Annotated in this window: 20 protein-coding genes and 5 pseudogenes; 7 read left to right on the forward strand and 18 right to left on the reverse strand. The window is 68.0% G+C overall.

All coding sequences use genetic code 11. From position 1 onward, the window contains the following. Positions 1–626 precede the first annotated feature (626 nt). The 3 genes from KI385_RS00005 to KI385_RS00015 form a co-directional block, all read right to left on the reverse strand. Positions 627–1,202, reverse strand: coding sequence for a transcriptional regulator (locus KI385_RS00005; RefSeq protein ID WP_238570182.1), 576 nt, complete (start codon positions 1,200–1,202; stop codon positions 627–629). A gap of 256 nt (positions 1,203–1,458) precedes the next feature. After that, entirely contained in the window at positions 1,459–3,015 is a 1,557-nt protein-coding gene (locus tag KI385_RS00010) for a helix-turn-helix domain-containing protein (RefSeq protein ID WP_238570183.1), read from the reverse strand. Positions 3,016–3,029: 14 nt separating this feature from the next. Further along, positions 3,030–3,362 carry a hypothetical protein gene (locus KI385_RS00015; RefSeq protein WP_238570184.1) on the reverse strand — a complete coding sequence of 111 codons (333 nt, stop codon included), beginning with the start codon at positions 3,360–3,362 and terminating at the stop codon, positions 3,030–3,032. Between the two features lie 274 nt (positions 3,363–3,636). Between KI385_RS00015 and KI385_RS00020 the strand changes: the two genes are divergently transcribed. Continuing rightward, positions 3,637–4,233 carry a 2'-5' RNA ligase family protein gene (locus KI385_RS00020; protein ID WP_238570185.1) on the forward strand — a complete coding sequence of 199 codons (597 nt, stop codon included), beginning with the start codon at positions 3,637–3,639 and terminating at the stop codon, positions 4,231–4,233. A gap of 235 nt (positions 4,234–4,468) precedes the next feature. Here KI385_RS00020 and KI385_RS00025 read toward each other — a convergent pair whose 3' ends face one another. The 3 genes and pseudogenes from KI385_RS00025 to KI385_RS00035 all read right to left on the reverse strand — a co-directional run bounded on the left by KI385_RS00025 (position 4,469) and on the right by KI385_RS00035 (position 7,162). Continuing rightward, positions 4,469–4,690: a hypothetical protein gene (locus KI385_RS00025; protein ID WP_238570186.1), complete on the reverse strand. Its 222-nt coding sequence runs from the start codon at positions 4,688–4,690 to the stop codon at positions 4,469–4,471. Between the two features lie 813 nt (positions 4,691–5,503). Further along, positions 5,504–6,488, reverse strand: a pseudogene (locus KI385_RS00030) (MerR family transcriptional regulator); the annotation flags it as partial. A gap of 6 nt (positions 6,489–6,494) precedes the next feature. Beyond that, positions 6,495–7,162 (reverse strand): annotated as a pseudogene (locus KI385_RS00035) (HEAT repeat domain-containing protein). Positions 7,163–7,584: 422 nt separating this feature from the next. Here KI385_RS00035 and KI385_RS44130 point away from each other — a divergent pair. After that, positions 7,585–7,748: pseudogene (locus KI385_RS44130) on the forward strand (transposase); the annotation flags it as partial. A gap of 7 nt (positions 7,749–7,755) precedes the next feature. Here the strand turns inward: KI385_RS44130 and KI385_RS00040 are convergent. From KI385_RS00040 to KI385_RS00060, 5 genes and pseudogenes are all read right to left on the reverse strand, one after another. Further along, positions 7,756–8,418, reverse strand: coding sequence for a GNAT family N-acetyltransferase (locus tag KI385_RS00040; protein ID WP_238570187.1), 663 nt, complete (start codon positions 8,416–8,418; stop codon positions 7,756–7,758). Next, positions 8,415–8,735: a hypothetical protein gene (locus KI385_RS00045; RefSeq protein WP_238570188.1), complete on the reverse strand. Its 321-nt coding sequence runs from the start codon at positions 8,733–8,735 to the stop codon at positions 8,415–8,417. The genes KI385_RS00040 and KI385_RS00045 overlap by 4 nt, the downstream gene beginning before the upstream one ends. Before the next feature lie 242 nt (positions 8,736–8,977). Further along, positions 8,978–9,209: pseudogene (locus KI385_RS00050) on the reverse strand (ATP-binding protein); the annotation flags it as partial. Between the two features lie 1,063 nt (positions 9,210–10,272). Next, entirely contained in the window at positions 10,273–11,304 is a 1,032-nt protein-coding gene (locus KI385_RS00055; RefSeq protein ID WP_238570189.1) for a sulfotransferase family protein, read from the reverse strand. A gap of 856 nt (positions 11,305–12,160) precedes the next feature. Continuing rightward, on the reverse strand, positions 12,161–12,496 hold the full coding sequence (locus KI385_RS00060; protein WP_238570190.1) for a hypothetical protein: 336 nt from the start codon (positions 12,494–12,496) through the stop codon (positions 12,161–12,163). Positions 12,497–12,994: 498 nt separating this feature from the next. On the opposite strand from KI385_RS00060, the gene KI385_RS00065 reads away from it, so the two are divergent. The 3 genes from KI385_RS00065 to KI385_RS00085 all read left to right on the forward strand — a co-directional run bounded on the left by KI385_RS00065 (position 12,995) and on the right by KI385_RS00085 (position 15,235). Further along, positions 12,995–13,384 (forward strand): hypothetical protein, encoded by a 390-nt coding sequence (locus KI385_RS00065; RefSeq protein WP_238570191.1) that lies wholly within the window; start codon positions 12,995–12,997, stop codon positions 13,382–13,384. Positions 13,385–13,520: 136 nt separating this feature from the next. Then, on the forward strand, positions 13,521–13,739 hold the full coding sequence (locus KI385_RS00070) for an EF-hand domain-containing protein (protein WP_238570192.1): 219 nt from the start codon (positions 13,521–13,523) through the stop codon (positions 13,737–13,739). A 1,145-nt stretch (positions 13,740–14,884) separates the two neighbouring features. Then, positions 14,885–15,235 (forward strand): LppU/SCO3897 family protein, encoded by a 351-nt coding sequence (locus KI385_RS00085; protein WP_238578083.1) that lies wholly within the window; start codon positions 14,885–14,887, stop codon positions 15,233–15,235. A gap of 484 nt (positions 15,236–15,719) precedes the next feature. Here the strand turns inward: KI385_RS00085 and KI385_RS00090 are convergent, their stop codons facing one another. Then, complete coding sequence (locus KI385_RS00090; RefSeq protein ID WP_238570193.1) at positions 15,720–16,799, reverse strand: alpha/beta fold hydrolase; 1,080 nt, start codon at positions 16,797–16,799, stop codon at positions 15,720–15,722. Between the two features lie 105 nt (positions 16,800–16,904). Here KI385_RS00090 and KI385_RS00095 point away from each other — a divergent pair, with 105 nt between their 5' ends. After that, positions 16,905–17,639, forward strand: a complete 735-nt coding sequence (locus KI385_RS00095) for a TetR/AcrR family transcriptional regulator (RefSeq protein ID WP_238570194.1) — start codon at positions 16,905–16,907, stop codon at positions 17,637–17,639. Positions 17,640–18,020: 381 nt separating this feature from the next. Here the strand turns inward: KI385_RS00095 and KI385_RS00100 are convergent, their stop codons facing one another. The 3 genes from KI385_RS00100 to KI385_RS00110 all read right to left on the reverse strand — a co-directional run bounded on the left by KI385_RS00100 (position 18,021) and on the right by KI385_RS00110 (position 20,115). Continuing rightward, the gene (locus KI385_RS00100) at positions 18,021–18,254 is read right to left on the reverse strand and encodes a lamin tail domain-containing protein (RefSeq protein WP_342593414.1); all 234 of its coding nucleotides are present in this window, start codon (positions 18,252–18,254) and stop codon (positions 18,021–18,023) included. 400 nt (positions 18,255–18,654) lie between these two features. Further along, the gene (locus KI385_RS00105; RefSeq protein WP_238570195.1) at positions 18,655–18,969 is read right to left on the reverse strand and encodes a hypothetical protein; all 315 of its coding nucleotides are present in this window, start codon (positions 18,967–18,969) and stop codon (positions 18,655–18,657) included. Between the two features lie 627 nt (positions 18,970–19,596). Then, positions 19,597–20,115: a hypothetical protein gene (locus KI385_RS00110; RefSeq protein ID WP_238570196.1), complete on the reverse strand. Its 519-nt coding sequence runs from the start codon at positions 20,113–20,115 to the stop codon at positions 19,597–19,599. Between the two features lie 90 nt (positions 20,116–20,205). Here KI385_RS00110 and KI385_RS00115 point away from each other — a divergent pair, with 90 nt between their 5' ends. Next, on the forward strand, positions 20,206–20,574 hold the full coding sequence (locus KI385_RS00115) for a MerR family transcriptional regulator (protein WP_238570197.1): 369 nt from the start codon (positions 20,206–20,208) through the stop codon (positions 20,572–20,574). Positions 20,575–20,708: 134 nt separating this feature from the next. Here KI385_RS00115 and KI385_RS44385 read toward each other — a convergent pair. The 3 genes and pseudogenes from KI385_RS44385 to KI385_RS00125 all read right to left on the reverse strand — a co-directional run. After that, positions 20,709–20,795: pseudogene (locus KI385_RS44385) on the reverse strand (IS5/IS1182 family transposase); the annotation flags it as partial. Positions 20,796–21,154: 359 nt separating this feature from the next. Then, positions 21,155–21,592, reverse strand: a complete 438-nt coding sequence (locus KI385_RS00120) for a hypothetical protein (protein ID WP_238570198.1) — start codon at positions 21,590–21,592, stop codon at positions 21,155–21,157. Between the two features lie 203 nt (positions 21,593–21,795). Next, positions 21,796–22,302: a hypothetical protein gene (locus KI385_RS00125; protein ID WP_238570199.1), complete on the reverse strand. Its 507-nt coding sequence runs from the start codon at positions 22,300–22,302 to the stop codon at positions 21,796–21,798. Positions 22,303–22,752: the final 450 nt, after the last annotated feature.

Raw genomic sequence — 22,752 nt, forward strand, 5'->3', positions numbered from 1 at the left:
GCGCGCCGCTACGCGGCGGGAGATTCGCCGCGCTCCGCGCGGCGCACCGGCGGCTCCGCCGCCGGATGCAGCCAACTCCGTTGGCTGCGGCACGAATTGCTCCGCAATTCGGCCTAACGGAATTCGCTCCGCGAATTCCTGGGGCTGGCTACGGGGTTGAGGGTCGGCCACTTTCGGCTTTCCATAGATTCTCTGATGGTCCGTCAAAATAATTTCAGGGATTCTGGAGTTTCCCTTAACTATTGTTCCCGCCATCACTCCGTTGAATTTGTGAAAAGCCTCCCCTGTAGGGAAGTTCAAGACTGCGAATGGCCCGGTCCCAGTGCTGGCGCCGCCGCCCCGCCTCATCGTGTGACGCCATCAGCTAATGGGCTGTGAGATCGGCCCAATGATCTCCCTGACGGGCGTAGGAAGTGCAGGGGTGGGAGGTGCTGCCACAGGCGCTCCAGGGCGAGGAAGGCTCGGCCGTACGGGAGAACGGCATCGGGCAGGTGGCGGCGAGCCCACGTACTGGGAACCGTGGTGCGTTCAGGAGATGATGGAGCGGGCTGTTCCCGGTCGCACGGGTTCTGCTGATATGTGGTCAGACCTGAGATGCGCAGCCGACTTTGTAGCCTGCCATACCGTCAGGCCGCGAACCCGATGTTGGTGACGTACTCGTACTGGCCCCACTGGGAGCCGAGGTCGACGACGGCGTCGTTGACCCATGCGTCATCGAGGGATGCATCGTCCCCCTTGGCCCAGGCCTCGACGATGCGGTCCCAGCGGCGGACGTTGAGCGTACGGAACTCGACCACGCGCTGGAGCGGCCTGGACACCTGGGACTGGTTGAGCGGGTGGAACTCCACTCGAGTACCGCGGCCTTCGCGGTTGAGGCGGGCGATCAGGTAGCGGGCGACGTTGTGCCGACGCACCGTGAGATAGGCGGTCTCGATCTTTTCGAGGTTCTTTTTCGACGGGCGGCGCTTGCCTTCCATCCAGGCTTTGATCGTGCGGTCGGTGACCGTCAGGCCGGCGGCGCGGGCGGCGGCGCGGGCGTGGTCGGTGCGGGTGAGGTAGCGCAGCCGGGCCATCAGGCCTCGCCGGGTGGTAATGGGGGTGGTGATGTAGCCGGCGAGTGCATCGAGTTGGCGGGCGACGGCGGCGTGTCCCTTGATGCCGCGCGCGCCGTATTTGCCGAATTCGATGGTGTGCTCCGGCATCCGGTGCTCTCCTTCTTTTCGCCTCATTATTCGACGCGGTCCAGGGGCGCGATCCTCCCCGGTAAATTCGCGTTAGTACTCGCCAAGTATACTCAGAAGTAAGCCTTCATGGCGCTAGATAGAAAACACTAAGGTCCGTTAGAAGGGCGAACGCATTCACTCAGTTGCAGGGAAGAAGAATTCAATGAAATCCGCTCCCCGCTGTCCTTGATGCCGGTGGCGCCGGACTTCCCGAAGTCGATGTTCTTCTCCGGCATTACTCCTGCTTCTCCCCCGTGATCGTGTGGGTGTTGGTGCCGGTGGTGTAGGTGTCCTTGACCTTGACCTCGGTAACACCGCGTCCTGCGGGGAAGACGCGGCGCCAGTCGCCGATGACGTGGAGTTCGTCGGTGCCCATCGCGCGGACGACGGCGAGGCCTTCGTCGTGGGCCTTGAAGGCCTTCATCCAGAGGTTGGCGAAGGCCTGGCTGCGGATGATGTGCATCCAGTCCGGGCGGTAGAGCTCCCGGTTGTAGTTCGACTCGCCCATCGTGGAGACGAACTTGGAGTACATCGCCTTCACGTACTCCAGTGTCACCTCGTCGTTCTTGGTGATCGCCGTGTCGCGGGCGTCCTTCAGGGCGACGCGGAACTTCTCCAGGAGGTTCTCGGTGGCTCCGGATGTGTACGACTCATGGATCTCCGGCGGCGCGCACAGCCCGTACTTCGGGCCGGACAGGCGCAGCAGGAGGCGCAGGGTGGGTTCGGTCACCCACAGCGGGCCGGGCTCGTCCCGGTTGCCGATCGGGTTGGGCAGTACCGCCTCGTGGTCCCAGGGGGGTGGGGTGATCAGGTGTACTCCGGCGCGGCGGCGGTCGTGGGCGGGGCCGGCGGAGTGTTCGAGTTGGCCGAGTGGGAGGTGGGTCTTGAGGGCGGAGAGGTAGGCGCCGTTGATGTCGAGTGCGGTCACCTCGTGGCTGCCGGGGGGGAGTTCGTGGCGGGTCCACTTGGGGCGGGCCTCCCAGATCTGGTCCGCGCCGCGGGAGGTCTGCTTCTTGAGGATGTCCGGGATCCAGGGGTGGGCGATGACGTCGTAGCGGGCGCCCTTGCGGGTTTCGTCCAGTAGTCGCATCGCGTCGGGGATCGCCTTCTTCAACAAGGCTGTGGTGGCCGTGTCGACGTCGCCCTGGTGCTCGGCGAGCGCGTCTTGAACCGTTTGGTGGATCAGGTCGGCCGGGCCGGACGGTTTCTGGAAGGCGCGCCGGGCCGGCTCCTTGGCACGCTCTACCGGACGTGTCGTGCGTGAGGGCTGGTTCGGGGTTTGTCGTGTGGGCTGTTCGGAGGCAGGCGCAGGTGCCGTGGCCGTGGTGGGCCGGCAGTCGGCTGGGTCCAGGTGCTGGACGAACCCTGCCACCCGGTGGTGGGCCGGACGGCCGCACAGCACACAGGGCTCGGCGGTGGTGAGGGCTTCTTCCTCATCGATGCTCTGGTTCTGGTTGAGATCCGGCGAAGGGGCGGCGGCTGCTGTGGTGGCGTCCGGTGCCGCGGGCTGTTCCGCAAGGGGCGTCGCCGCGGTCTGGGTCTGGGTCTCGGCGGCTAGTTTGGCGCTCAGACCGTCCAGCAGATACGCGTACTTGGTGCGTGTCTCGCCGACGGGCTCCCGGCCGCTTTCCCATCCGCCGACCGTGGACGGGCTCACGCCGAGGGCGCGGGCCACCTGTGCTTTGGACAGTCGCGCCCGCTCCCGCAGCTCCCGCCGGGCGTCAGGAGCCGGGAGGCCGGCGTGTGGGCCGACGGCGGCGAGCAGCGAGTCGATCGCGTCGAAGTCACTCACCGGGCCGCTCCCTTTCAGATGTAGGTGATGGGGTTGCGGGACAGATGCGGGCTGGGGGTGGGTTTGCCGACGCGGGGGTCGCCGTGCAGGAGGTCGCCTTCGAGGGCGTAGCGGTCGCCGCGCTTGGAGATTCCGGTGATCGTTGCGACGGCGAGAACGGTGCCCTCGGTGTTGATGATCTGCACCTCGTTTTGAGAGAGGGCCCGGTCGGCGTTGAACTTCCAGATGCCGCGGCCGGCTTCCCAGGCCTCGTGCTCGCTCATGCCGGGGCGCCAGCCGATGTCGGTCCGTCCCAGGCCGTCGTCCGCGTCTGCGGCGCGCTCGGCGCCGATCTGGATCTGAAGCACTCGCCCACCCCTCGAAGCAATACTTTTTTACTTGTTACAAAGTTGCCATGTGTGAGGTAACTTTGCAACAAGTTGCCAGAGGTGGCCGACCTGGCCTGGTCGGTGCTGGGGTTCGAGCAGGGCAGCGTGGTGTGCAGGACCGATCACCGGCCTCTACGCCGTCCCTACGGCACGGACCGGTGGGCGGTGCCGAGTGACAAGCCATGCCTTGGCGCGCGCGCCGTCGGGGAGGTTCTGGACGGTTTTTCGAGCCCCGGTTTGGGAGCATGGCCGTGTGAATGGAAATCCGGTCTTCGGCGGGGCCGAGCCGGTAGATGTGCTCGAGGTGGCGCCGACGGCCCGGACGGCGGTGGCGTGGCTGCCGCCGCGGAGGCTCTGGCCGGTGATTCAGGACATCCGCTGGGAGCACGATCCGCAGGTCCGGCGGTGGCCGCCGCATGTGAATCTGCTGTTCGGCTTCGTGCCGGAGGAGGCGTTCGCGCGGGCCGTGCCGCTGCTCTCCGCCGGGGCGGCGCAGAGCACGGCGTTCACGGCGCGCCTGGCCGGAGTGCGGTACTTCCGGCACCGGCGCTACGCGACGTTGTGGCTCGATCCGGCTGCGGCGGACTCGGCGCCGTGGGCCCGTCTCTACCGGGAGTTGGGGCTGCGGTTTCCCCTTTGCCGCGGGCGCGTCGGTGGCTTCACCCCGCATTTGTCTCTCGGTCGCACCCAGGACCCAAAGCGCTTGGCCGCCGAGTGTGCTGTCCGGCTCGGCGCGCTGTCGGCGGTGGTCGAGGAGGTGGTCTTGCTCTCCCGGCGCAGCGAGGGGCCCATGCGGCCCCGGGCCGTGATCGCACTGGGCACGGGCGAGGTCCGCCGACCGTTGGAGTGAAGGGGTGTCCGGACCGCCTGTGCGGTGACAAGGGGTTACAGCTCGCGTCGGGACAGTAACTGGCCTGTGGCACTGAGCCTTGAGCGTGTGCCGACGAAGTTTGATCGGCGGCCCACTGAGCTCTTCGGCTGCAGTGCCGCTCGGCTAGGTCACCGGGGCGTGGTTGCTGCCCGCGAGAGGCGGCAACCGCCTGTCCGTCACAGCCCGCAGTGGCTTTTGTGCGGGCGGCTCAGGGTCACTTCGTGTCGTAGACGGCGTCTTCCCAGTCGACGCCGTACGAGCACTCGGCCTTGGCGTAGCCATAGCGCCAGGCGCTGGTGTTCCGCTGTCCGTCTACGCAGGTGATCGTGATTTTGTACGTAGACGCCGGGGCGCTTTTGTGGGCCCGGCCGGCGCCGCCGGGCCCGTTGTTGTCGAACCACGTGCTGCAGTTGTCGGCGGCGGCCGTGGGGGTCACGACAATGGCATCGGTTCCGGTTCCAGAGGTGGGTGCGGCAGTCGCGGACGGCGCCGGGGTAACGAAGAGGCTGGTGGTGAGGCTGGTTGTGGCGGCCCGAAGGCAAGCAGCGTGCGTTCGCGGCTAACGATCCGGGTGGCAATAGACCAGGACAACTGGACGGTTCGCCTCGTCGTGGTGTTCTGCGGCGCAGGGGCTGCTGCTCTCGGCGCATGCATGGTCAGTGCTGCGCGGTAACCGAGGTCGAAGTGCGCGCAGTGGTGGATCGCGTGGCCGCCGCGAAAGAACGAGGCGTACGGCAGATCCCGTCCGGGCACGGACGATGGCGCAAGTGCAGTTGTTCGGGCAGCGGCCGAAGGTGAAGGATGTCCGGGCGCGGTTGGGCGCCCCGGTGGCCAACAAGCACGCACGGTGGCCAACTGGGGTGCTCAGTCACACAAGCTGAGACGTAGCGGCTCGGTTGCCCTTTAGCGTCCGAGTTGGGCGGGCTGGGCGTCGCGGTTGGCCCGCCAGGTGGGGTGGGTACCTGGCCTGGGCATTTCGGGGTCGGGTCGGGTGGTGGGTGTTCTTTGAACGTCAGTTGAGGCGTGCTGGGATGACGACGTTCCGTGGCTATGGGCGCTGGAGCAGCACTTGGAAGTGGACGACCGTGGTCTCGTCGTCCGCTGCGGTGTTGGGGTGGTGCTGCGGAAGCCGGCCAGGAGGTTCGCTGTCTCCCTTCGGTGGATGGTGATATGTCTGGGATCGCTCCGCCCTGCGGGCCGCGTACGTGGCACCTCGGGAGAGGTCCGTCACTGTGCGTCGCGTAGCTGAAAGAAGGTATGCCGCAGTCAGTGCAACGGCACGGTCTTCGTCGTGTGACAGTTCCACGAGGGCGCGTGACGCCGTCGTTCCTGGGACGGCGGCCAGCGCTTGGGCCAGCCGTCCGCGTGCAGGCGCTTCAGTGGTGTCGTGGGCGAGGTGGTCGACGAGCTTGGTCGCGATCTGATGCGCCGTTGCGGTGTCGCTCGCCAGCGCGTTCAGTGCATCGGCTGCATCGGTGTCGTTCTTTCCTTCGATGATCATGTCGATGAGGGTCGGGACCGCGTCGGCCACTCCGCGTGTCCCGAGTGCCAGAGCCGCATACCCGCGGACCACGACGTCGGTGTGCGCGAGAGCGTGCCGCAGTTGCGCGGTAGCCTCATCGCCGGGCATCTCGGCGAGGGATTGAACGGCACGTTCCCGCACCGCGGCCACCGGTGAGTCGAGGCCCTTCGCGAGCAGTGCCGGGCCGCCGTCGCCCGATCGCGCCAGCGCCCATCGAAGGGCTCCGGCGACGTTCGGCTCCGTCTCGCTCAGTACCGCCTCGACCAGGGCCTCCACCGGCACCGGAACCTCGTCGGCCGAGGAAAGGGCCGCGCGCTGGCGTGCGTCGGCGCTCTTTGACCCCAGTGCCTGGAGGAGCGCGACGACCTGGAGGACGTCCTTCCAGCCGGCGGGGTCCGCAGCATCGATCCGGCGCAGCCGCGTGAGCAGCTCCGGTCTCGGCCGCGATGCGTTCGCGTGTCTGACGGATGAGGTCGCCGACGAGCGCCGAGGGCGTGAAGCTGGGATCGTCGAGTGCGCGCCCGATCTCACGCCAGTGACAGCCCCAGTGACCGCAGGCTCTCGATGTGGAAGATGCGCCGGATGTCCTTTGCGGAGTACTCCCGATAACCGGAGCCCGTACGGCCGAAGGCTGCACCAGATTGAGCGACTCGTAATGCCGGAGCATGCGGGCACTGACCCCGGACTGTCGCGCCACCTCACCGATCAACACGTCTTATCATCCCTCCTGGCCGGACCTGCCGAGGGCCACAACGCGCTTCGCCTCCTCGATCGCGAACTCGAATCCGGTGTCCGGTTCGCGCAGCAGCCGTTGCGTGGCGAGTGCGTGTGTGCGCACGCACGGGTCGGGGGCCGTCGTCGCAGCGTGCAGAGCCGGCACGATCACTTCCCCCAGCGCGACCAGCGCCCGGCTGAGACTCAACTGTGTCTGGCGCCCACCGCGCCCGAGCTGCCTCGCCAGCACCGCGGCCAACGCGGACTCTTCGCCTTTCGGCACGAGCACGACCGCGGCGCGCCAAGCGCTCCGCGCCACCTCGTCGTCGGCGTCGGACAACAGCGCCGTGTGATCGCCGGCCACGCCTGCCCGGTCCCCGATCTTGGACAGCGTGTGCAGTGCCTGGCTCCGTGCTTGCGCACGCTGCGAGCGGACTTCGCGGACCAGCTCGGGAAGCGTCATGGACACTGGGTGGCGGGTGAGCGCCCAGGTCAGCATGTCGCGGACGAAGAACTCGGCTCGATCGCGCATCGCTCGATGAGTTTGTCGACGAAGCGTGGGTCAGGCGTTGTGCCGACGGCCAGAGCAGCCCGCAGTCGTACGGACGAACGGCTGTCCTCTAGCCCTTGGAGCGCTCGTATCGCATTCGTGTCCTGTCTCGTGATCGTCATCGAGACCACCTCCTTGGCGAGCAGTGAAGGCCTTGTCACCGTGTCAAGGTCAAACAGGGCCCGCTGCGCGAGCATCAGTTGCCTCTGCGTTCCGAGCGCGCGCTTTGTGCGCTGTGCATCGTGAAGTTGCTGGCCGCGGGGCTGGTGTGCGCGGCGGGCGGCGGGCGGCGGGCGGCGGGCGGCGGGCGGCGGGGTAATCGTGCTGGCCTCGGGGATGACTTCGGCAAGCACCCGGGCCCTTCATCGTGCGGAGTGGCTTCGTTCGCCTTCAGCGACAGCGTTTGTCGATGAGTTTCAGCAGCAGTGGGCCATCAACTTGCTTGGGAATGTTCGCGAGTGGTGACGGCGATGCTGTGTCGCCGAGATGGATGGGTCGGTCGGCGTTCGTGAGGGGGCTGGGCTGGGCTGGGCTGGGCTGGGCTGTCCGAGTCCAGTTCACTGCGCTGCGCTACTTCGCCCTGACGGCACCGACCATCGCAGCCACAAAGAGCAAGGCAGCATGATCCGCCGCTGCATCATCTGGCGAAACCGCCGCGCCGTCGACACCCGCCTATGTCAGGTCGTCGCCCGAGCCAACGTGGCTTGACCAGCGGCTACCCGAACGCCCGGTCCTCAGCCCGCGGTTTTGGTTTTGATGAGCGGATGAGCGGCACGTCCCGCGTGAGCTCCCGGAACCCGACGCTGTAGTACAGGCCGCGTGCCTTGGGATGCCCCGGCGCGCCCAGGCAGGCGACCGTCATATGAGTGGCCCCGGCTGCCCGCGCCAGATGCATTCCGTGCAGAAGCATCGCCCTTCCCAGCCCCAGACGGCGGTAGTGCGGATGCGTCCCGACCGGCTCGAACTCAGCGGTCTTGTTCGCTTCGTCGAGCCACATGATCGTCGAGGATGCCATCGTTGCGTCCGGCGCCTCCACCAGGATGTGCAGGTCGCCGCGGTACGTCGCCGTCCTCCGGACGCCCTGGTAGCCCTCGGCCGTGTACGTCGAGGGAGCCCAGGCGTCCAGATGGGCCTGGACCGCGGCCTTCGGCCCGGCCTCGTCGGCGGTGCGGAACCGGAATCCGGCTGGCAGTACCGGCTGTTCCACGTCGGTGAGGTCCCGCTCGTTGAGCTGGGTCCAGGACCCGGTGTCGCCGAGCGAGGCCGGGTCGGTCTCATAGCCGTGCGCCGCCCATCGTTTCAGGGCGAACTCATCGGCGGCGCTCGGCATCACCGTACGCTCGATGTCCGCCGCCGTACCGTCGTACCAGTCGATCACCTCGTCAACCAGCCCGGCGTGGTCGGGATGGACCTGATACGCCAGATAGGCGCCGTGATGTCCTTCACCGACCCGTCGCTCCGCTTGACCTGGTGCGGAAGATAGGCCCAGCCCCACGCCACCAGATTCCCGCCGGAAAACCACAGCCGACGCGGCCAGCTTGCGCCGTCGCTGGCGTGCCCCTTGCCCCAGTTCCAGGCCAGCTCGCCGTACGTCGCGTCGCTGTTCACCAGGTCCGGGCGGGTGGCGGTGACACGCTGCGCCAGACCCTGCATGAGCTGCACGTCCGCGGCGGTCACAAGCTCGAAGTTCGGCATGGTGCGCCACTGTGTCAGGACCCCGCAAAGCCGTCGAACCGTTTTCCGGGGCCGCCGATCGCGGCAGTCAACAGCACAACGCGCGAAGCGCAGCGTCGTGGTGGCGGAGCCGATGGCAGGCCGGGCAGCCATGTCCCTCGGTTACGCTGGCCGGTTGCGGACATCGCCCGACGGGCGTCACGGTCTACAGGGCGAACGTTGCCTGCTACGGCACTGGCCGGCCTCGGCTTCGGCCCGGGCTCGGCTTCGGCCCGGGCTCGGGTGCTGGCGAGGCGGTAGGAGTCGGTGCCGGTCTCGATGATGGTGGCGTTGAAGGTGAGCCGGTCGACGATGGCCGCGCACAGGCGGGGGGGTGAAGGTCTTCGTCCAGCCGCCGAACGACTCGTTCGAGGCGATGGCGACGCTGTTGTTCTCCTCGCGTTCGGTCAGGGCTTGGAAGCGGAGTTCGGCGCCGTGGCGATCGCGTTCCCTGTGGTACGAGGTACGACGACAACGCCGCCACTTCGCACGCAAGGCGGCGAGGATGCGCAAGCAGCAGGACGAGGAGCAGAGCGCATGGTGGAGCGGACCACGTACCTCGACCTTCGTGTTGGGTGACGGCCCGTGTTGGGTCACCCTGTGCGTTCAGTTCCCTCATGTCGAGGCTACGGGCGAAGCGCTGCGTGTAGCCGAGCTCGACCACGACTACAGCAGCTTCACGCGCTCGCCGACCGGCTCGCGTTACCCCTTGACGGCTGGCTTGCTCCCGGCGGGCGGGAGCTGTTCCGTGGCGTCGACTTCGACTCGTTGCCCGGCGCGTTCCTGAGGTTCCTGCGTGGACAAGCCAGGGGGCGCGGTGTGTGCCTCAACGGTCGGGCGACCGCCGGGAGGGTGTGGCTTCGCCCGACGCTGTCGCCCGCCCAAGAGCGGAGACGGGGGTTCCCCGAGCGGTCCCCCGGGTGGGTGGACCGCTGGACCGGGTACGTCGAGTTGGATGAGGCGCCCATCCGGCCCTGGGTGGGTGGCAGAGACCAGAACCTCAGTTACGGCGCGACACCCGTCAAGTTTCGCGCTGTGACGATGCCGAGCGGCGGCAAGTGCCTCTGTGGCGTGAACCTGCGAGAGCCTTGGGGCGGCGGTAGGGGAGCACACCAGACTGCCCGCCATGCGGCGTGGGCGTTCGGCATCCGGGCGCCCGCCAGCACCGCCGTTGGGATCTGATCGGCGGGTCACGGTGCGGCGAGCAGGATGACGCCTTGCGCCCGCGCATCCTCCTGGTCTGGGTGGCGGACGCCTACCGGCGCCAGCACGTCGGCGCCGCGCTCGTGCAGGCATTCGCCGACGACTTCGGGGGCAGGTCGCCGAGGTGTCCTGGCCAGCCCGATCGGCGACGCGGCCGGTGCCTCGCACGCCGGCTCTCGCCCGAGGGCTCTGGGTCAGCTGATGCGCCAGCAGGCGGCCGTGCCGCCGATCAGCGGGCACCAGCGGTCAGGTACCGAAGGGAGGCGCTGCTGCGGAGGTAGTCCGTTGAAGAGGCGACTGACCTGCCGGGCACTGCCTAGCCCTCGCCGCCCGCCAGGGCGCGTGCGCCGGGAGCGCAACACTCCCGCAGTGCGGCGAGTTCAGCCGTCGGCAGCCGTTGGGAGGTGCCCCGGCGGCTGCCGTCGAGGCGCGCGCTCGCGACATCGAGCCATTGCGGGAGCGGTTCGACGCCGATGAAGTCTGCCAGTCGCGTCAGCTCTTTGCGGGGCTCGTCGAGCAGGTCCTCGTAGGCGAGCGTGGTCCGCATCGGTGCAGGCACGTCGCTGAGGTGGTCCACGCCGCGGGCGATGAGCTCCGACCACAGCGCCCCGAATCGGGTCAGCGGCAGGTCACTGTCCAGCACGAGTGCGGGGTCGAATCGCTCCGCCAGCAGCGACGCCAGTTCGGGCGGCAGGGAACGGATTTGGTCCTGTGTCAGGTCGTCGGGGCGCTCGGCACCGGTCCGCGCGAGGATTTCCCGCAGCAGGAGGATCAGCCGGTAGCCCGTATGCCGGCTCATGGACAGGGCGCAGTCGGGCCCGTCCCTGAAGAGGTGCACGAAACGCGCCCGGGGGAAGACCCTGCGCAGCAGTGGAACCCGCTCCGTCGAATAGCCGGACCGCTCAACAACCGCTGTCCGCCCGAATCGGGCGCACAGCAGATCGAACAGGGCCTCGTAGTGCCCCGCGGCAGTACGGTCCGGCCAGCGGCATACCTGCTTCTCGAGCTCGTCGAACAGCCCGTCCGGATCGTCGGTGAGGTGCGGAAGTACCATCAGGGAGAGGGCGGGGATGCCGGTGGTCTGCGTCGCGAACCGTCCGGGGCGGCGGGTGTAGACGAACTCCGGCATCGGCACGCCGCTGCGGATCATGGACTCGAACTGCGGATTGGGGTCGGCGAGCAGCCGCCAGAACTCCCCACCGCCCAGGAGGCCTTTGGGAAAGCCCCGGCTCTGCACCGACGACAGCAGCTCATTGAGGCTGAGCACGTCCGGATGCGCGTTTGACGATGCCGACAGTGCGGTCGACCCGCTGCGGCCTGTACCGACGACGAACGTCAGGGTGCGCATGTAGCCATTCTCCTTCGACGACCGACCGTGCCCATCGCGAACAGGATTCCCGCGGCTTCGCCTCCCGACTCCTCTGCCGAGGCGAGGGTGCAGAGGCGAGGGGTGCAGAGGGGCACCGCTGGTGACACGCCGGTCGACTAGGACGGCCAGTACCTGCGTTACGGCCTGATCGCCGACCGCGCCGACCCGGCTACCCCTGCGCCGTCGAAGGTAGCTGGCCCCTTTTCGGCTAACCCACGTACTCTCCTGCGTCTGTGCCGACGGCAGCCAACGGCGGGCGACGGCGGGCGAGACCAGGAGATCGCCCTGATCGGCGAGGCCGGCCTGCCCGATAGTGTCATCGAGCCGCTCATCCGCCAGCTGAAGCGCTCAGTGACACGAGCTGTGACTGAGCGCCCTCGTTGGCCCGAGTGGCCAAGTAGGTTTTCAGAGGGGCCGGGGCAGCAAAGCCAATCGCGCCCCACCCCGACCCTGCGGGCCTCTCGCGCGCAAAAGGGCCAACTACAGCGCTCAGTGCGGGGCCGTGCACTCAGAGGAAAGAACTATTTCGAAGCGTTCCTCAAGGCCCCGCTGGCGTGGAACTTGCCGACGGCCGGCCCCGCGGACCTGTACCCGAGGCGCTGCTGCCACTGGGGGTCGGTGGCACGCACGTAGGTCCGGCGCAGACCGGCGGGGACCAGACCAAGGCGCGCGTCAGGGACGGGATGGCCGTTGGCGGATGCCCAGGTGCACACAGCGTCGAAGTCCGCAGCAGGCGCCCCGTTGACCGCGTGCACCACGAAGACGGGCAACGGTGAACACGGTTTGGGGCAAGGAGAGGCGGAAGCGTTCCTCGAAGACGGCCAGGGCGCGGCGCTCACGATCGCTGTCGTCGTCGCTTTCGTCGTCTCGAAGAGCGGTGCCGTCGGCCGTGAGGATCTGGGCGGCGACGAGATCGGGGTACCAGCAGATCGGGCTCCTGGCCCCAACGGACCCGCTCCTCCCCCAGCCCGAAGCCGCAGATGCTGCGGCCGTCGCGCGCGTAGAGGACGATGGTCGGCGGATGCTCGGGGTTGTACGAGTAGTACACGGCCTCTACGCCCTCGCGGGAGACCTCCTCAAGACGCGACAGGCTCTCGCAGTGGCCGTACTCGATCGCGAATGCCCACCCGGCGTGTTCGCCAACGCGGACCACCACCGTCACCGGATTCACCCGGTCTGTATGCCTCCACATCCAGATCGCAGACCTCGGCGTCGGTCATCGCATCGCCGCCCGGCCCCTGCGGTGCCCCCAGCCGCACCGCCAACTCATGGGCATCGATGCCGCGAGCGAAGACCACACCAACCATCGGTTCCCTCCCGGTGTTCCCGTCCATCAACCACTGAATCCCGTCGCTCACAGCGCCCTCCCGAGGTTCGCATGCAGATCCCCTGCGCTTTCGCCGAAACCCTAAGAGGCGGCGCTGACACCCCACCCCGCCCCGCCGGTCTGCGGTCTGCGGTCTTGCAGGACCTGAACCGCTCAGGCGGGCCAACCAGAATGCTCGGTGCGGCCAAATATCCTGGTCACTGGCCAACTGGGGTGTGTCCGATAGGTCTGCAGGAGCCGTTGGTTGTTCTGGAGTGACTCACGCGGGTGAAGCTGTGCGTGGCTCGGCAGCCGAGAGGGAGTCACTGTGTTGGTCACGGCTTCGGCCGAAAGGAAGACATCATGGCTCTCGGCGACACCGCCTCTACCAACGTCTTCAGCGTCGAGCTGGGAGAGTTCCAGGTGGAGACGGTGAAGGGTGTCGGCGCGCCGTGCAGTAGCAGGACTGCTGTGCCGTCGGCGGGCGATGGCCCGGGCGAAATCACGATCACGCGGGGTGCGGAGGCAAGCACCGCATCACCGAGTGGTCCGCAAGACCTCCTAGCAGCAGGGGTCCGTTCACGACGCTCCCAACATCACGATCACTCAGCACGGTGGGAACAAGCCGATGGTCCGGTACCACTTCGTGAAGGCGTGGACAGCAGCTGGCAAGGCTCGACGCTCGAAGCGGGGAACGTGAGCCCGGCGACAGAGACCGTCACCATCAGCTACGAGGAACTCACCATCGAGTGATCACGGCCGGCGGTGGCTTCACGGGCCTTGGAACGAGCTCGGCCCGCAACAGCCAGGCAGGTTGGGCGCGTCCGCGTTGCTCCGCGTGGACGGATAATCTGGGCCCGTCAGCGAAGATCGCAGAAGGGCGGAGCACATGGCAGACATCGTGGAGACGGCGGCGCGGAAGGTCTTCGAGCGCTACGACATCGACGGGGACGGCCAGGTCACCGCGGCCGAATACCGGAAGGTCGTGGCGGAGTTGGAGGGCTCGGAGATCACCGAGTCGCAGGCCCAGGAGCTGATCGACTCGCTCGACACCAACGGCGACCGTCAGATGTCCTTCGAGGAGTTCTGGGCGGCCATGAATGGCTGACACTGCCGGGTCCGGCACGTGAACTGCCGGACCTGGTTCGTCATCCCGCCGATCCTCGTGTGTGCTCGTCGCCGAACGCTGCATCCGCCGGATCGCTGATTTCTGCCAGGCTCCGGAAGAGGGGTGCGGGTATGGGCGCCCCCGAGGCGCAACACGAGCTGGCTCCGTCGCGCTGGGCGGATGGCCAGCTCGCTTGCTCAGTGGATGGTGACGTAGCCGTTGCCGTCACGGGCGTTTCCGTTCCTGGTGTGGGAGTGGACGTCGAGCGACGGTGGCCGGGCTGAGCCTGGTGCTGGCGACGTTCACCACCACACGCCGGGGCCGCAGTTCTCCACCCCGCAGCTGGTCTTCGCCGCCCTGGCCGCGCTGATCCTCTGCGGCATACGTGGCTGCCGCCGGGCTTGTAGAGGTAGATGGTGTCGCGGTCGTTGTTCCAGGTGATGTTGCAGTTGTCGTGGTAGACGGCGTAGCCGCGTGGCATCCCCACCTGGCGTGCTGTGCGAAGGCGATGATCTGGGCGAATGGCTGGAGCGGCAGGCCGGCCGGTGGGCGCAGCTGTCGACGGAGCAGCACGGCGGCTGTCGCAGTTGGGCATCAAGCCCGCTGAGTGGCCGTCTGTGGCCACGGCCGAGAAGAGCGTGGTAGCGGCAAGTGAGTGGTGGGGTGAGTGGTGGGCGTGGGGTGGGTGGGGCGTAGCACCGTCGTGTGGGTTGCTGTGGCGTTTCTCGGCTGGCGGTGGGTGTTTTCGGGGTGGTTGAGGTGTGCGCAGTGGGATGTCGCGGGCAGTGCGCCGCTTGGTGATCCGGTTGTGCGTCTTGTTTTGTTGTCTGAGGGCGGGGTGTGGGCGCTGTGCGGTGGGTGTGGGGGCCTCATAGGGTGGTTGAACTCGAGTCGGCGTCAGATAGCCGCGTCGCAACAGGGGGATGTGTATGTCCGCGTATTCACCGCCGCCCCATGGCCCCACGCCTTATGGCCCCACGCCCCATGGCCCCACGCCCTATGGTCAGCCCGGTCCGGTGCCGTACGGGGCGCCTGCCGGTCAGGGTGGTCCTGCCGCCTACGGCGCGCCTGCTGGTGGTGGTCCGCTCCCCTACGGCCAGCCGCCGGCTTACGGCCAGCCGCCGGTACAGCAGCCAGGTCGGCCGATGTTCACGCCGACGGGGCCTGTGCGGCGTCCGTGGCTGCGGCCGCTGATCGCTCTCGGCGCTGTGTTCGTTGTCGGGGCCGGGTTTTGGGTGCTGACCGTCGTCAGCGACGACGGCAAGCCTTCGGCGAAAGTCGCGCGCGATGCCGTTGTGGGGGATTGCCTGGAGAACCGCGGTACGCATGCGGACCCGGTCCTTTTCACCATCGGTTGTAGCGATGCCAAAGCCGACTACAAGGTCATGATCAATGCGACTCGTCGAGGTGCGTGCCCGCCGGAATTCGACGAGTACACCGAGCGTGGCGGCCGCCTTGGACAGACCACTTTGTGTTTGACCCCGGTGCGTCACTGAAAGGCGGAGCTCCCTGAGGTGAGCTGCGGCGTGCCGTTGTCAGGATGTGCGGGGCCGGCGGCGTGCCTTGTGGGAAGGGGGCGTCCGGCCAGCAGTCGGCATTGGCCGTTCATGCGCGAGCAGTGGGCCGTGCAGGCGCGCTGCCTGGTCGACGTGGGGCGTCGCATGTCCGGTGCCCGGTGCGGTGGTGAGGAGCGCGCCGATCGGCGTGCTGACGGTCGCCGGCCGGTTCAGTTGGAGCGTGCCGGTCAGTGTCCCCAGGTCGCTGATCGCTTGGGTGGTGGTGGTGGTGGCGTTCTGGGCCGGGTGGGTCGGCTGTGTGGGAGTGCTCCAGGACGGTGTCCGGGCGGGTTGTGGGCACGGCACAGGGCTGTCGTGCCCGTTGAGGGCCGCGGGTGCCTTCTGGTTTGTCGCCGGTCGCCGTCGGCTGCGTGTGCTGCGTGACCTGGGCGGTGGTGGGGGAAGGGGCTGGGAGCGTGGCGTTTCAGTTGGTGGCCGGTTTGCCGGTGACCGCCGGGTGGACCTTGGTGAGCATCAGGGTGAGGAACTGGTCGGGGTGGCGGAAGGACGCGAAGTGGCTGGCGCCCCGGATGAGTGCGAAGTCCTTGACCGGGGCGGTCACGTCGTCGAAGAGTCGCTTGGCCGGCCGGGGCGGTGTGAGGACGTCTGCGTCGCCCTGGAAGATGAAGAAGGGGATGTCGAACGTGGTGCCCTCGGCCCACTCGTCGATGGCCACGGCTTCGAGCGCGAGCGGCTCGGAAAAGGTCATGGCCTTCAGGTAGGTGCGCAGGCCGCGCAGGGTGTGCAGGGGTGAGAACCACAGGGAGCGGATCACCACGGTTTTCATGGTGTCGTAGGACAGCGGGTCGGTGGTGAGGACGAGCTTGTTGTATTGCGACAGCTGCTCCACGCTCCACGTTGACTTGTCGGCGCTCATGGCGGTGACGGCGGCCAGGGCCTTCTTCTTGCCTGTCTTTTGGAGTCGGGCCACCAGCGAGCGGTAGGCGGAGTGTTCGCGGCCGCCGGCGATGATGTTCTGGTCGGTGCCGACGTAGGCGGAGTACAGGTCGGGGTGGTTTCGGGCCAGGCGCAGGCCGAGGACGGTGCCGAAGGAGTTGGCGACCAGCAGCACCTTCGCGACGCCGAGCCGGGTGCGGATGTGTTCGGTGACTTCTACCGCGTCGTGGTAGAGCCGGTCGAGGCTCATCTCGCCCTGTCCGGCGGGGCCGGTGGCGGCGAAGGTGTTGGCGGCTCCGCGCATGTCCCACCGCACGATGGTGAAGTGCCGCTCCCAGGCCCGGGTGCGGGACAGGAAGATGAGGTTGGAGGCGCCGGGGCCTCCCAGGATCTCCAGGATCACGGGGTTGCGGCGGTCCTCTCCGCGGACCGAGACCCATTGGTCGATGCCGCCGATGCGGACGAAGCCGGATTCGTCGATGCCGTTCGGGGTGGTGATGCGCAGGTGTTTAGCGTTCGCGGTGCGCTTGAGTTGGCGGTGGCCCAGCAGGCCGGCGAGGGGCGTGGCGAGGGCGGTGGCGGACAGGGTGAGGATGGTGCCGAGCATAGGTGCTCCCCCTAAACTGTTTATGTCGTCAGCAGTTGTGTTTAAGGTATATACAGTTGGAGGTGGCGTCAACCGACCCGCCAAATCCACCGAGAGGGAGGCCGCATGGCGACGGAGAAGGCTCGTAACCTGCGCGAAGGCATCGCGCTGCTGTGGGGCGAGCAGGACCGGCCGACCCGCGGTCCCAAGCCGAGCCTGACCCCCCACCGCATCGCCGAGAAAGCTGTGGCCATCGCCGACGCCGAGGGCCTGGACGCCGTCTCCATGAGCAAGGTCGCCGCCGAATTCGGCCTCTCGGCGATGGCCCTGTACCGCTACGTGCCCGGCAAGACCGAACTGGTCGAGCTGATGGTCGAGTCCACCCTCGCCCCGATCCCCGACCTGTCAGCGGCGGGAAGCGGCTGGCGCCCACAGATCGCCGAATGGGCCCGCCAGTCCGCCAAGACCCACCAGGCCCACCCCTGGCTGCTGGCAGCTACCGCGATGCGCCGCCAGCTCATGGGCCCCAACCAGCTCGGCTGGCTGGACGCGGCACTGGCCGCACTGGAGCCAACCGGCCTGACAGCGGTCCAGCAGCACCGAATCTTCATTCTCGTCGCCGGCCTCGTACGCACCCTCGTCCAGCAACTGATCGACTTCGACGAGGAGCACAACAGGCAGTGGAACCACCTCACCGGCGAACTGCTCAACCGCCACGCCGACCGCTTCCCCGCCCTGACCCGCGCCATCACCGCAGGCGCCTTCGCCCCCGACGCCGTCGACCCCCTGGAATTCGGCCTCGACCGCATCCTCGACAGCATCCAGACCCTCATCGACCGCAACCAGACACCCTCACCCTGAGCAGACACATCACCGTGAGCAGACACCATCACCGTGAGCAGCGCCCGGCGCCGAAGCCTGGAACCTGCACCGAAGCCTGGAACCGGCACGGCGCGCGCCGCCCCGCTCGCACCGCGTTGGTCCCTCCCTGACCGCGGACCGCCGACCGCCGACCGCCGACCGCCGACCGCCGCGAACGCGACACCCTTCGGCAACTTGCTGCCAGCCGCACGGACACCGACGTCGAGTCGAGCGGGTGCAGCCGACACGGACGCCGGCACCTCAGGCACATGACGGCTCTTGAATGCGGCGCTGACCCGCCGCAGGCCCAGGGCCTGCGGCGCACCAGGGGTGGCGGGTGGGAGTGAAGTGACCAAGTCCCGCCCACCGGGTTAGGGACGGTCAGTGGCCGTGGCCCCAGTGGCCGTGAACCCAGTGGCCGTGTCGTCCCCAGCTTTCGGAGTCGACGAAGCGGCGGTGGGCGGCGGTGGTCGTTGCGCAGGGGGCGGTGTCGCCGTCGTTGTCCCAGACGTAGGCGCGGCGGTCCTGGTCGAGGTCGCTTCGGGTGTCACGGCCGATGCCGGTATGGACGCGGACCCGGCTGTGGCCGGCCAGAGTCGGACAGGGCCGGCCCATGATGGTCACCGGCCAGCGGCCGGTGTCTTCACGGTGGCCTCTCGGCGTTCAAGCTCCGGTGGGAGCGGTCCTCGCGTCCGGGCTGTCGTACTGGTTCGGGCCCAGGAGCACCGTGGGGCGGACCTGGTGGTGCGGGGCCGGAGCGTGGCGCCGAGGTGGCCGGCCGCGGCGGCAGGTAGAGCAGCGGTGGCTGCCGTGCCACGGGACCAAGGACGGCAGCGGCCACAGGCGAGGCGTGAGGGAACCCGAAATCGTGCTCCAAGCCAACCCACCTACCGGATCGGTCGCCTCGGAACGGTCGCCTCGGAACGCTCTCTGATCGCAACAGGCTCCAAGCTGGTTCCAACGGTTGCAGTGGGCCGGGTCGTCTTCGATGGCCCGGCCCACTGCAACATCGGCGTCACCACGGTAGGCGTTGATCCAGGATTTTCCACTCGTCGCCCAACTCACCGCGCAGCGCTTCCAGTGCAGCGTCCGCCTGCCGGCTGAACAGCTCCTGCTGTTCATAGGGCCACGGAGACGGACCCGGTGGGTTCTTCCAGTCGATGGAGGACTGAAACCACTTGCACAGCCTCGCCAGTTCGGTCCGGGTGGCCGAGCTGATCGGCAAGCGTTCCAGATCGCAGGGGTAGCCGTAGGGGCTGTCGATCTCGTGTGGCCACAGCGGGGTGTGCGGGACGCCGGGTTCGAAGAAGAACCGCAAGGAGTTGGACATGCAGCACCTTCTCACAGCGCGTGCTGACGCTCTGCTCGGGCGTCAGCCAATGCCGCGTCGCCCACGGCAGACGCACACCGTGGAACGGAACGAAGAGCGCGCCCCGGCCCATGTCAATGGACAGCGTGGGGAAAAGCCGCAGGTCAACGGAGGGCTTGCCGCTCGTGACGCTCATGGCCGTCGTCCCGCTCCAGGCTCTCGCTGAGCTTGCGTGCGCCAGCTTCTGCGAGCGTGTGTGGCTGTTCGGCTGTCACTGCGCGCGGCCGTCACCGATTTTCTCAAGGGCCGAGGACGGGACGTCGTCTTTGACGTCGTCTGCGGCCTTCACTGCTGCAGCCGCCACCAGCGCGTGTGCGTGGGATTCCCTCTGGGCACGAGCACTGGCGCGGAGGCAGAGTTGAAGCGGAGGTAGAGGTGAGGCGGAGGCGGAGGCGGAGGCAGAGGCAGAGGCGGAGGCAGAAGCGAGGCGGAGATGGACGAGGCAGAGGTGAGGCGGAGATGGACGAGGCTGCCGCCGGATCCGACGCCGACCGGCACCGCTGGCCGAAGCTTGCCCTCACCGCGCCAGCCATTGGGCACGTCCTGCACCGCGGCGCCCACGCGGCCGTCAACCGCTTCGACACCCCCCTACGCCCCCGCTGCCGGCGCACCTGACCCACCCCGGGCATCACCGACTGCTGCGCTGAGCGCGTGTCCATCGGCCGGGTCGGCGAGGCCGTCCACCAGGTTGGTGTGCCGGTTGCGCCACCACAGCACAAGCTGAACGACGCCGAACGCCACCTCGACGACGAAGAACAGCCACAGCAGCCGCGTGGCGCCGTGGGCCACCGCGTACGCCTGCCATGTCGCGAACAGCGTGCGCGCGACGCCGTCGAACAGTGCGTGCACCCCCAGCGGCTTGACGATGCGCAGGAGGGCCCAGACGACCACGACCGAACCCAACAGATTCGCGTACAGGGTCTGCATCGGGTCGCGGTCGGGCAGGACGCCCAGCCCGAGCGCGCCACCCAACGATGACAGCGCGCCGTGCAGCAGAGCGTATGTCCACGGCGTCGCGAATCCCGCCGTGACGACGAGGTCGTACCAGGCACTTGCGCGTACGACGCCAAGACAGGCGGCGCGGGAAGGGGCGAAAAGACGGATCACGATGAGCTCCTGCTGGTCCGACGGCAGCGACGGCTCACGCTAAACAGTGGAGTACGCTCCAAGGTCAAGCCCATCATCCGACGGAGGGTCATGCTGATCGGGGAACTGGCCGCGCAAGCGGGCATGACCAAGGACACCCTTCGGTTCTACGAGAAGGTCGGCCTCGTTGCCGGCCGACGGCTGCCCAACGGCTATCGCGACTTCCCGCCCGAGACAGTGGCCTGGCTGCACTACATCCGTACCGCGCAGACCCTCGGATTCTCCCTGGCGGAGATCTCCCGGCACGGCGAGGAACTGCGCGACGCGCCGGACGCCGCGGAAGCACTCTCTGCACTGTTCGAGGAGAAGATCCAGGTCATCGACGCGCGCATGGCCGAACTCGCCGCCCTGCGGACCGAACTCGATGCGCGTGTCGGCACCGGATGCCCGTTGCGAGCGGCCGCCGGCCAAGGCGGCTGAGCACGAGGGGAGATGGGCACAGTCGCGTGTTCGCGTGTCGCGGATTGCCCGAAGCAGCGGAACATACGGCAACGTAGCGTGACCCTGCCGGGCAGTATCGGAACACACCGACGTGCCGGTCCGTCAGCCGGCCACCCGGCAATGCCGACGTTGTGCAGGCGGGCGATGCCGCGCATGGCGTGGTGCACGCCGTCGCCGCGAAGCCGGCAGCACACGCGCAGCAGCCCGATCACCCGAACCGTCGCCCAACGCACGTACCTCGGGCGGCGGTTCATGAAGAACCACCGGCCCAGCCACACCGGATGCCTGTGGCCTTCGCCACCTCACGCACACACCCACCACCCACTCACCGGGCGCCGAAGCCCACTGTCGGCGCCGACGCGAGAGCGAAGACCGGCACGCCCACGCCCTGCCCTGGGTACCTGTTCAACCGCACGCTCGGCCAGCTCCACCACTGCCTGCCACGCCGATGCCAGTCGAAGCCACGTCGATGCCAGTCGAAGCCACGTCGATGCCACGTCGATGCCACGTCGATGAAGAGACGGCGTCTGCTCACCTGCCGCCGCCGGCGAGCCGCATCTCAAAAGCCGATGTCCCGCGCTTCGTAGCCCTCCAGTCCAACGGCCACAAGGGGCGGCACCAGCGTATGGAGGTACCACCCCACGTCGGTGAAGGCAGGTGAGCCGGGCAGGCTCCGCCGATTGATGGTCGGGCTGAAACTGCAGGCTGTGCGGCGCGGGAAGAAGAGGAGCTGACCGCCGGTGTCCGCTCGCACGTGGTAGACGCAGACGGCGACGTGGTAATCCGCGTTCTCGGGCGCGTCCAGGAGTGTCAGGACCTCTTGCGCGCGGTCGCTGGTGGTGGACTGCCAGTCGAACATGTCGTTGTCGTTCACCACGTACGAGATGCCCAAAGGCTCCTTGAGGGACCACCCTGCGGCCGCCAGGGCATCGACGGTCGCCCCGACCGTGACCTCGCGTGTGAATGTGAAGTCGATGTCTGCGCTCCTGGACGACACACAGGCTCCCGGGTGAGGCGATCAGTGACATCGCATCGTCCCCGATGACGCAGAGAGCGGTCGATCGAGGTGACGGGTTAAAGGGGATGAGGTGGCTTCCTGAACGCCAGGAAGCGGCGTGGTCTTTACGTGAAGTCGCCGGCTGCGTGGAGGTGGGCGGTGGCTAGGAAGGGGAGGCTCTGCGGTGACCACGTGGGAGTTCGTCAGGCGCCGCACCACACCGCACCGCACTGCATTGTTGCCGCACTGCATTGTTGCCGTACTGCATCGTTGCCGCACTGCACCGTTGCCGACGGCGGCTGCGGCGCCCTCTGGCGCTCGGCGGACAGCTGCCTGTTCAAGCGCACCGGCGGCAAGAGGTGCACGACGAGGCCGAGCTGCAACAGCGCCTCGCCCCCTGCGGCCATCTGGTACCCCAACAGGTCGACCGCGGCGGTGAAGACGACGGCGCCTGCTGCTTCACCGAACGCAGCACAGGGAGTTTTCGTTGCGTGAGATGGCCATTGCGGATTGCCGGCAACCCCGGCACGCCATACCCGCCCCGCCAGCGCTGGTGCGAGCGGGCCGCCTTCGCCGCCGACGTCTACGTCTACGTCTACGCCGAGAACGTGGACCTGGACACCGATGGCACCCGCGCTGTGATGGGCACCGCGCTTGAGCGGCCGCGCACGGTGGCGATGTGCGAGAACCGCCTCGCTACGGGATGCCAACGCCTTCCCGGGCAGCGTGATCGGCTGGCAGCACCACGCGCTCGCCCCGCTCGGCTACCCGTCCACCCAGTCTGGACATTGCCGCGTTCACGACCGGCGGCAAGGGCTACGCCTCCCCGGCCAGGCGGCAAGGGTTACGTCTTCACCCCGCCCAGTGCGCCCGCCACCTCCAGAGCCTGGACCAACAGACCACCAACCTCCTCGGCGGTCGCGGCCGAGTGAGCACTTGGGCGACTTCCTGCTGGTGAAGTGCTTCTTCTTCCTCGCGCTGATGCGCCCCACCAACCCTGCCGCCAGGCTCCGGCCAATCGGCCAGGCACGCCAAGCACGCCAAGCACGCCAAGCACGCCAAGCACGCCAAGCACGCCAAGCACGCCAAGCACGCCAAGTGGCAACACCGCCGCGCCCTGTTCCGTAACGGACTCGCCCCTACGAGGCGACCCTCACGAT

The sequence above is a fragment of the Streptomyces inhibens genome (assembly GCF_022221585.1).
In the GTDB taxonomy this organism is placed as follows: Bacteria; Actinomycetota; Actinomycetes; order Streptomycetales; family Streptomycetaceae; genus Streptomyces; species Streptomyces inhibens.

Coding starts and splice junctions, on each gene's coding strand:
- KI385_RS00005 (WP_238570182.1), bottom strand. CDS start 1,202: ATGCCGGAGCACACCATCGAATTCGGCAAATACGGCGCGCGCGGCATC.
- KI385_RS00045 (WP_238570188.1), bottom strand. CDS start 8,735: ATGCCGAACTTCGAGCTTGTGACCGCCGCGGACGTGCAGCTCATGCAG.
- KI385_RS00055 (WP_238570189.1), bottom strand. CDS start 11,304: ATGCGCACCCTGACGTTCGTCGTCGGTACAGGCCGCAGCGGGTCGACC.
- KI385_RS00065 (WP_238570191.1), top strand. CDS start 12,995: ATGGCTCTCGGCGACACCGCCTCTACCAACGTCTTCAGCGTCGAGCTG.
- KI385_RS00070 (WP_238570192.1), top strand. CDS start 13,521: ATGGCAGACATCGTGGAGACGGCGGCGCGGAAGGTCTTCGAGCGCTAC.
- KI385_RS00085 (WP_238578083.1), top strand. CDS start 14,885: ATGTTCACGCCGACGGGGCCTGTGCGGCGTCCGTGGCTGCGGCCGCTG.
- KI385_RS00090 (WP_238570193.1), bottom strand. CDS start 16,799: ATGCTCGGCACCATCCTCACCCTGTCCGCCACCGCCCTCGCCACGCCC.
- KI385_RS00095 (WP_238570194.1), top strand. CDS start 16,905: ATGGCGACGGAGAAGGCTCGTAACCTGCGCGAAGGCATCGCGCTGCTG.
- KI385_RS00100 (WP_342593414.1), bottom strand. CDS start 18,254: ATGGGCCGGCCCTGTCCGACTCTGGCCGGCCACAGCCGGGTCCGCGTC.
- KI385_RS00105 (WP_238570195.1), bottom strand. CDS start 18,969: ATGTCCAACTCCTTGCGGTTCTTCTTCGAACCCGGCGTCCCGCACACC.
- KI385_RS00115 (WP_238570197.1), top strand. CDS start 20,206: ATGCTGATCGGGGAACTGGCCGCGCAAGCGGGCATGACCAAGGACACC.